Raw genomic sequence first — 9,094 nt, forward strand, 5'->3', positions numbered from 1 at the left:
GCGCGTTAAAAGGCTTAAAAGGGTTTGTTAAAGTAATCCAGGTTGACCAAATACCAGAAGCACTTAACAGAAATGCCGTAGCGGTCATTGCAACCAATACCTGGGCTGCCCAGGACGGCAAGCGTTTGTTAAAAGTACAATGGAGCTATGAACTTGGTAAAATAAAAAATAACAAAGACCTTACAAACCAATTCAAAACTGAGTTTGCAAGCGTTAAGCCAGCCTTGGTATATGGCAAAGAAAAAAATGCCCCATTCAAAACCATTGATGACCATTCCGGTGTTTACCATGCTACTTACGAAGTGCCTTATCTTGGACATGCCACCATGGAGCCTGTTAATTGTACTGCTTGGTATAAAGACGGAAAGTATGAAATTTGGGGCGGATTCCAGGCACCGATGTTTATCAACAATGTTTTGCCAAAAATTTTCGGGGTTGACAGTTCTGCTGTCAATGTAAACCTGATGCCAATGGGCGGTAGTTTTGGGCGAAAAGAAAAAATAGACAACGTTGCCGAAGCTATGCTGCTTACCAAAGCTTTGAATTTACCGGTGCAAGTGTTATTTAACCGTACCGATGACATCCAAGCGGATTTTTACAGGCCAGCAAGCCATCACCATTTGGCAGCAGTAGGCGCACAAGACCAAATCAGCCAATGGCGACACCAATATGGAATCACTACGTTTCCGAACAAAGAAATATCAGGCCCTTGGGACAGTTTCGGAGGGGTAACAAACGATCTTTGCTATCCCGTTGGCGATTACCAAAGCGCATTTTATCCGGTCGAATCGCCAATACCAATAGGGTCGTGGCGTTCAATCTCGTTTAGCCAAAATGTATTTGTGATCGAAAGCTTTATTGACGAGTTGGCCGTTCATTACCAAATAGATACGGTAACTTTCAGGTTTAACTTGTTTAATAATGGCAATCCCAAAGACAATATACGCCTGAAAAACGTATTGACCCGATGTGCCGATAAAATAGGCTGGAACGAAAAACCGGCAACCGGGCGTTACCGAGGGATAGCCGTTTGCCCTTATGGCCGTTCCGGGGCAGTTGTGGCCCACGCTATGGAAATATCTGTGAGCAAAGATAAGCTTGTGAAAATCCACCGCTGTATTGCAGTTGTTGATTGCGGGTTGGTTATAGACCCCGATGGTTTAAAGGCACAAATAGAAGGCAGCTTGGTTTGGGCTTTAAGCGGAATGTTCAACAACGAAATAACTATAACAAACGGGATGGTGAATCAGCAGTCGTTTAATGATTACCAGGTATTGCGCATGAACGAAATGCCGCCTTTCGAGATTAACTTGATTGCTGGCGAAGAGAAACCCGATGGCGGCGGTGAGCCGTCAGTACCATCTGTAGCACCTGCACTGTGCAATGCCATATTTGCCGCAACAGGGTTTAGGGTTCGGGAGCTTCCGATTAAAAAGCACGGCTTTCGTTTGGTATAAGTGAAAACAGATTTTTATCCAGTTTAAATTTATTTCTGTTTATTTTCAATGCTTCTTTTATCGGCATAAAATCGGTAAAACTTTCTTTCTTTAAATAGGGGAGATCTAAACTTTATGTGCTAAAAGAAGCATTGTTATGGATACCGGGCCTGTTAATTTGATAGAAAACAAAACTCATTTGGATTGGATAATGAAATCAGCCAGCTATTGTTGAAAGTTACAATCCGAAGGCGGGTGCAAATCTTCCTTATCTTTTGAAAAAACTGCTTTTCCGTTTGCAAAAGCAACAATCCAAATGCTGTCATAATCGTCATCAGGCCAAATCAAATTTGATGCTGTTACACCTAAAGACCTAACGATTGGTGCAATAGCTTTATGTTCCCAAACAACAATAATTGTCCCTTCTTTACTTTTTAAATCTTGCGCCATCAATGTCGAATCTTTCTCGGCATGGCTGGTGTTGATTGGCAAATTATATTTGATTGCAATAGGGGCAATAGTTTCAAACATACGGGCATGTTTGGTTGCCTCGCCCAAACCTAAACCAGGGGCAAAAAGAAAATTCGGCACGCCAAACTTATGGTGGATTAATTCTGGTAATTGCAAAGAACGGTTCAAGCCCTGGCAGGTTAAATTGTCTCCTTTTACTGGTTTTTCGGCATGGCGGATAAATATAATTTTAAGATTGCTGACTTGTGCCGATGCTTCTTTTACCGTGCAAAATATGGTGAAAAGCAGCAGCGGTATTATGGTTTTTTTCATGGGTTAAGTTTAAAATTGTAAGTGCTGTTTAAAATATACTTTATAGAATATCCATGCTTCTTTTACCCTATAAAAATTGGTAAACATTTAGTTTATTTAAAAGGATGCAGCCACCAAAATTTATAGGGTAAAAGAAGTATTGGCAATTTTTTCTAATCTAAACTTAAACAGGCTTTGAAATTTTGATGAAAATTGAAGTAATAAAATCAATCCAAATTAAAAAGTACAAGGCAGCAGGATTGTCAAAACAACATTCATAATCAGTGCTGGTTGCCCGTGCCATTAAGTTGGTAGCAACCTAAATCTGAACCTGCAGCAGTAGCTTCCGAAAGGCCGTAAATTTTATCCAAAGGCACTACAATTAAAGGTTGGATATTGGTTTTGCCTTTTCCGATTAAAGGCGAAGATGCCTGCAAACGAAAATTGTAAGTGCCAACCGCACTGTATTGCGCTAAAGGATGGCCGGAAGTTGGCAACGGAAAGTTAAGAAACATGGGGTTGTTTTTTTGGACCACATCGCTTCCGTCATAAATTGCACCCAATGTATAATTTGCAGGAAGATATTTGGCTGAGGTTTTGATCGAAGGAATGTCTGTAACTTGTGGCTGTGTAATATAACCCGTAGGGTAAAACTGGTTGGCCACGCTCAAAGAATCTGCATATTGAAAATTGTTGCCGTAAGAAAGATGCGCCACATCAGCAACCGGGCTTCCAACTACCCGGAAACCATATTTACAATTTACGGCAACATTGTTATAATACATACCTGCGGCGCCTTCTTCATAATTGATACAACCGCCACGGCCGCTTTGCACCTGCCGGTAACCGCCGCTTACAAAAGTATTATTGTACATTACAATATTGGTTTGCGGCGCACCAGTTGCCTGGCCTTTGTTTGATGCTTTTTGTCCGTTTGTAGCCGTACCGATAAAAAAATTATAAGCCATCGTGCCAACCGTGCCGCCTTTTACATTGATGCAATCGCCACCGCTTACACCATTTTTTTCAAAGGTGTTTCTGAAAATGGCAATTTTACCGGCCGAAATACGGATCGGGTCATCCACGCCGCCATATAACCAGGAATCTTCCATTACAAAGTTGCCTTTATAATTGGCAAATAAGATACTGTATTGGTTGCCTATACCAGAACCTGCAATAGTTGAAGTGGCCTTGCCTTCTGTTAAGCCAGCGTATGCCACATGTGTCCATCTTAGCACCATTAAATTACAAGTTGGGCCGCCAATAATACCTTTCCATTTTCCGGCAAAAGCAGGGTCTGTAGCCGGGGCAACTCCGCCTGGCATATCATTTTCGATAACGCCCGCAACCGTAATAAAGTTAGGCTGATCTTTAGACCCGTTGCTTACCAAGGTGCCCAATGCAATCAAACTGCTGCCTGCGCCCATGTTTAACGTTACGCCCGGTTGCATCAACAAAGTATCGTTTGCATTGATAACCAAATCGCAGCCATCTGCAACACTATAAGTTTTGCCGGAAAGCATGGTGCCTTTTACCGGTACAACCGTGCTGCCACCACTGCAGGTTAGTGGTGCTTTATCGCTTACCGGGTTTGCTGCCGGAGGCGTGTAACTATAAATATCAGTATGCTCGCCTTCCCATTTCTTACAACCGGAAAATGTAGCAGCTATTGCAACTAAAACAATATATATTGATTTGTTCATTTTGATCATCTTTATAAATTCAATTAAAACTTGTACCTGAATCCGCCTAAAAACAAAGTTTTATAGTAATCACTTTGTACCAACGTTTGTGCAGCTATATCCTGTTTCCCTAAAAATTCCTGCTGTTTTGCATCCAAACTTCCATGCGGAAACTTTAAATAGATTTTGTTGGCGGTATTGGTCAGGTTATTAATTTTTCCATAAAAGGATACTCTTTTTGCCAGTGTTTTTTCAAAAGAAAAATCCAACTGGTTAAAAGCGTGCTGGTAAAAATCTAAATTATAATAAGGTGATACTTGTGCCAGCCGTTCTCCGGTAAAAACAAACGCAACCTGCATATCCAAACCGATTTTTGCACTTTTAAACAAAACAGAAGCGTTGCCAACATTATTGGCCTGGCCTTGCAACGGACGGGTTTCGTTTACAAAAGATTGCTGCAAACCTAAAGTTGGGTCGTTATAATAAAGCAATTTGTTTGTTGTAATCCTGGAATGCGTATAAGTGTAGTTAACAGAAAACCCAACCACACCAAAGAATTTAGTTACCAATGCTTCTAAGCCATAATTGGTAGCGTCTCCTTCATCATTTTGTGGTTTAATTACCTGCGAACTTGGGCCGCCGTCCCTTACCACAAAATACTCAATTGGGTTGTGGATTTTCTTAAAAAATGAACCTAACAAAATTTGGTCTGCGCCGCCGGGAAAAAGTTCGTAGCGAACGTCATAGTTATCAGCCGTAATATGCTTTAACAACGGGTTGCCTTCCTGGTCGTAGTATTCGCCGGAAACCTTGTACGGAACAATCTCGCCAAAACCCGGGCGGCTGATGGAAGCAAAATAAGAAGCCCTTAAATTTTGGTTATCTGTAAGCATATATTTTAAATGGATGCTTGGCAAAACATCGGTATAACTGATGGTGCCGCTTCTTTGGGTAACGGTTAATGGCGATTCGGTTGCATAAGTCATATAAGTATTTTCAACCCGCACACCGCCTATTACCTGTAATTTAGGGACAACATCAAACTTCAGTTGCAGGTATTCTGAGTTGTCATTTTCCTTGACCGTATAGTTGTTTTGAAGGTCAGGATTATTGGCGCCGATTCCATCTGCGGTCGAATTAAAACCAAAAGGAAGATTGCTGAAATTGCCGTTAAACAAAGTAGATTTACCGCCGGTCAAAGAATAGGTTATGTAATCTGCATCCCGGTTTTTGTGGCGGTACAAGCCGCCCAAAGAAAATTCGACATCGCGGTTTGCAATTTTAGGCGTGTAAACGAAGTTGCCGTATCCTGCAAAGTCCTGGTCTTTATTGTTTTCCCAGTGATGCGTCAAGTTAGTGTTGTTGTCGATCTCCGTTGTTACCACACCCGAACTGTTTAAAGCTTTGTTGGCATCGTAAGAAAACTCGGTACGATCAGGCATATGCCGTGTAGCATTAGAATAAACACTATTCCAGTTAAACCTTAAATTATTACTTAAAACATGCTCGCCATGCAGGGTAGAGTTATAAATGGTTTGCTTGGTTAAAGTGCTCCTGTTAAAAATAGTAATTTGCTTGCTTAAGCCGGTTGAATTTAAACCTAAGCCTAAAGTATCTGATGTTAACCTGGATTCAAACTCGTTTTGGTTGATATATAAATTGTATAAAGACAATCTGTTTTTATCATTGATGACATAATCAATTTTATTATGGATACCTAAACGTTCGGTTTGAGTAGAGTAGGTACGGTCATAAGCATCAGAAAACTGCGGAGAGTTGGGTAGCGGTATTGCCGAAGGCTGTGCATTTGGTGTAAGCTCTTTTGAATTAGAGCCACGGTAAATATTTTGATAACTGGCAGATACAATAACGCCTAACTTATTCTTAAAAAAACGGTCGCCAATGGTAAGACCGGCTGTAGAGCTAAAAGGGTTTGATAAATTTCTATCACTGGTTAAGGCTTTGTTATTAAAATCGCTGTAAGTTGCTGCGTAACTATTGCCATTCATTGCTGCAGGAGAGTTTTTGTTGGGAGATGCACTAAAAGCCGAAAAAGGCCTTGATGAAGAAAACAAACTTGAAAAGCCACCCGAGACATTAGCACTTAAAATAAACCTGTCTGGTGCGCTTTTCATCACTAAATTCATTACGCCGCCTATCGCATCGCCTTCCATACTTGGGGTCAATGCTTTGATCACTTCCAAACGTTCCAGCATCTCCGAAGGGAAAACATCCATCGGCACAAAACGAAATGCAGGATCTGGACTTGGAATTTTGATGCCATTAACCAATGTAGAATTGTAGCGCTGGTCCATCCCGCGGATAATTGCATAACGCCCTTCGCCGCTTGAAGACCTTTGCACCGTAACACCGCTTACCCGTTGCAAGGCATTGGCTACCGTTACATCAGGCAAAAGCTGAATGGTATTGGCAGAAAGCACATTTTCTATACTGCTGGCATTTTTTTCAATCCCTCTGGCAGAACCGTCTGATTCTTTGCTGGTTTGTCCTTTTATTTTTACTTCGTTCAAGCTGGTGCTGGCGTTTTGCATTTTAAGGTTTACAACAAGGGTTGCGTTTTCTTTAAGCTCAACTTCTTGTCCTTCGGTGGTTTTATAGCCAATAAATCGGGCTTTTAATTCGTATTTTCCCGGTTTCAAATTGCGGAAAGTGTAGGAGCCGTCCAGGTTTACCGATGTGTATTGTTTAAAACTGCCTTGTTCTGCCTGCACCGAGGCGCCTGTTAAAGGTTCGCCAGAAGTCGAATCATAAACTTTTCCTTTAATAGTTTGTGCGTTGGTGGTTTTTAGCAGTGTGATTAAAAAAATAAAGGTCAGGCATATTTTCCCGGGTATAAGCAGGTGTAGCTTCATCAGCAATAAGTTGATTAAGCCGCAAACCTACCAGTCGGAAAAGCGAAAAAACGGGAAGATCAAAATGGTAATAATTTGATAACTCAAGCTTAACAAAATTGGTGAATTTGACTTGTAATTGTTAAATCAAGGTTAATATCAATTGCTTCTGTTTGGATTGATAACAGAAAAAAACCTTTCGTTGATTAATAAATTGCGGAACCAGTAATCAATTGTCAATGAATTTTTAGTGGTAAAAGAAGTATCAGGGAAAAGGTAAATGATTGGCTTCGTTTTTTAACGGCCGATATTTGTGATGCTTCTTTTATCGGGTAAAAATTGGCCTAAAATCAAAAACAGGTTTTGCAGGATTTGGATGATTTGTAAAAGAAAACCAGGTGTTTTAAATTGGAGCTGTCAAAGTTTGCAGCAATTATAATTGCGTTTATCGTCCATCAAAACACTTCGCCCAAATTTACAAAGAAACCCTGCGAATGCTGGCCAATGCCATAATCAATACATAAGTTTGTATGCGACTGCTTGTTAAACTTGATCCTGACTCCCGGCCCGTACCCAGGCAATATTTTTTGAAATTGGTTGCCGGGATAGGCCGAAAAGCTTTCTGCATTGGCAAAAAGTACGCCCCCCAGCAAATGGTTTTGGGTAATGTTAAAGCGGTATTCCCCTTCCAGGTACAACATACTTTTGCCCCTAAACCTACCCTGCGGATAGCCTCTGCCCGAATTTCCATTGGTATCCCAGCCGGTGCTTGGCAAATCTAAGTAAGGCGGCTGGCCGTTTAGCGTAACCCAATCCAACATCCACAAAGCAAAAACATTATCGTTTTTTGGGGAAAGTTTAAAGTATTTTCTGAAATCAAGGGTTAAGGATTGCCAGTTCTCATCACTCCCTAAAAACCGCAAGTTGGAACGATAAATAATATTGGAATAAATGCCATTGATAGGATTAACAGGGTTTTTACGGCTATCGTACAACAAATTATAAGTAATACCGGAAGATACAGTTGTAGGGTTTAAACCATAGTTTTTATAATCCGAAACAGAATGGTCTGCATTCCCTGCCTCGGCAATGTTAAAGTGATAATCTAAGTTGTAGCCAAAGCCTGAATAGAAATTGGTAAAGATTTTCCGGAGAACGGTTTGATAAAAACGGACGTAATCGTAATCAACCAGGTTTTGTGTTGATGAGTTAGTTAAACTGCCCAGGCCAAAAGTATTTTCGGGATATTTAAGCAGGCGCCAATCGCCAATAAAAACATAGTTTTCGCTTTTAGACCAAATGGTAGAGTTGGTGTGGAACAAAAACTGGTTGTGCTGATCGTAAGTAACATTAGAAAAAACATTCGAAAGCTTTTCTTTATCGGCCGGGTTGGTATAAAAAACCGCGTTGCCAGAAAGGTCAACCGCAAAACCGGTGGATAAAGTATAACCGGCAGAGGGCACCAATGAAAAATTAAACTGTTTTGGAGGGCGCGCCGCTTTAGTTGGAGATTTTCGAAAAGAATGCAAGATGTCAATTATATCTTTTTCCTTAACTGTAGTATCTTTTTTAACTGTAGTATCTTGGTTAAATTGAAGGCTGCCAGCTTTAATAAAACTTATATTTTCTTTTGCGTATCCTCTAAATGAGAAGAAAACCTGAACAAGAACGACGGCTATTATTTTCAGCTTTTTCAAAAAAGGTACGATCAAGTATTGGTAACAGATACTTCTTTTATCAGGATAAAGTTGACCTTTTAAGCTGATTTGATTTTAAGGACAACGTTTAAATTGCCTTTTGGATAAATCTATTTTTTAAAACGGGCAAAAGGTATTTTAATTGCATTGGCAAAGCTGCCGCAAGTAGCCTGGTCAAAGTGGGTATCCAAACCAAATACGGTATCGTTTGTGTTTAATTGCCTGAACGTTCCGAACAGCCTGTCCCAAATGCTTAGCACATCGCCATAGTTACTGTCGGTATAAGGAAGCTGGTAATGATGGTGCACATGGTGCAAATTTGGGGTGATAAAAACAGTACCGATGAGTTTTTCTATTTTATAGTGCAGCCTTATTTTTGAGTGTGCAAAAATATTGGCCACGCTTTGTACGGTTTGCCGTACAATAAGCACGCCTACCGATGCACCACTGATAAATACCCAAACCATTAAAAAACATACCCGCACAAAAGTTTCGCCCGGATGCTCCCTCACGGTGGTAGAAACATCAATATCTAAATCGGTATGGTGTACCAAATGAAATTTCCAAAGCAGGCCGGCTTTGTGCATCACAACATGATAGACGTATTCAAAAAAATCAAGCAATAAAAAGGACAACACATAGAACAGGATGGCGTGTTTGTGCTG

Annotated in this window: 6 protein-coding genes; 1 reads left to right on the top strand and 5 read right to left on the bottom strand. The window is 40.7% G+C overall.

Annotated elements, in window-relative coordinates; genetic code table 11:
* The coding region (locus tag Q0192_RS10635) for a molybdopterin cofactor-binding domain-containing protein (RefSeq protein ID WP_299289463.1) at nucleotides 1–1,457 on the top strand (1,457 nt) is incomplete at its 5' end.
* Between the two features lie 204 nt (nucleotides 1,458–1,661).
* Here the strand turns inward: Q0192_RS10635 and Q0192_RS10640 are convergent.
* The 5 genes from Q0192_RS10640 to Q0192_RS10660 all read right to left on the bottom strand — a co-directional run.
* Entirely contained in the window at nucleotides 1,662–2,219 is a 558-nt protein-coding gene (locus Q0192_RS10640; RefSeq protein WP_299289464.1) for a histidine phosphatase family protein, read from the bottom strand.
* A gap of 260 nt (nucleotides 2,220–2,479) precedes the next feature.
* Nucleotides 2,480–3,901: a hypothetical protein gene (locus Q0192_RS10645; protein ID WP_299289465.1), complete on the bottom strand. Its 1,422-nt coding sequence runs from the start codon at nucleotides 3,899–3,901 to the stop codon at nucleotides 2,480–2,482.
* A gap of 23 nt (nucleotides 3,902–3,924) precedes the next feature.
* The gene (locus Q0192_RS10650) at nucleotides 3,925–6,753 is read right to left on the bottom strand and encodes a TonB-dependent receptor (RefSeq protein ID WP_299289466.1); all 2,829 of its coding nucleotides are present in this window, start codon (nucleotides 6,751–6,753) and stop codon (nucleotides 3,925–3,927) included.
* Between the two features lie 434 nt (nucleotides 6,754–7,187).
* On the bottom strand, nucleotides 7,188–8,261 hold the full coding sequence (locus tag Q0192_RS10655; protein WP_299289467.1) for a BamA/TamA family outer membrane protein: 1,074 nt from the start codon (nucleotides 8,259–8,261) through the stop codon (nucleotides 7,188–7,190).
* Nucleotides 8,262–8,539: 278 nt separating this feature from the next.
* On the bottom strand, nucleotides 8,540–9,094 hold a 555-nt coding region (locus Q0192_RS10660), incomplete at its 5' end, for a sterol desaturase family protein (RefSeq protein WP_299289468.1).

Source organism: uncultured Mucilaginibacter sp., assembly GCF_937859865.1.
Taxonomy (GTDB): domain Bacteria; phylum Bacteroidota; class Bacteroidia; order Sphingobacteriales; family Sphingobacteriaceae; genus Mucilaginibacter_A.

Coding starts and splice junctions, on each gene's coding strand:
- Q0192_RS10640 (WP_299289464.1), bottom strand. CDS start 2,219: ATGAAAAAAACCATAATACCGCTGCTGCTTTTCACCATATTTTGCACG.
- Q0192_RS10645 (WP_299289465.1), bottom strand. CDS start 3,901: ATGAACAAATCAATATATATTGTTTTAGTTGCAATAGCTGCTACATTT.
- Q0192_RS10650 (WP_299289466.1), bottom strand. CDS start 6,753: ATGAAGCTACACCTGCTTATACCCGGGAAAATATGCCTGACCTTTATT.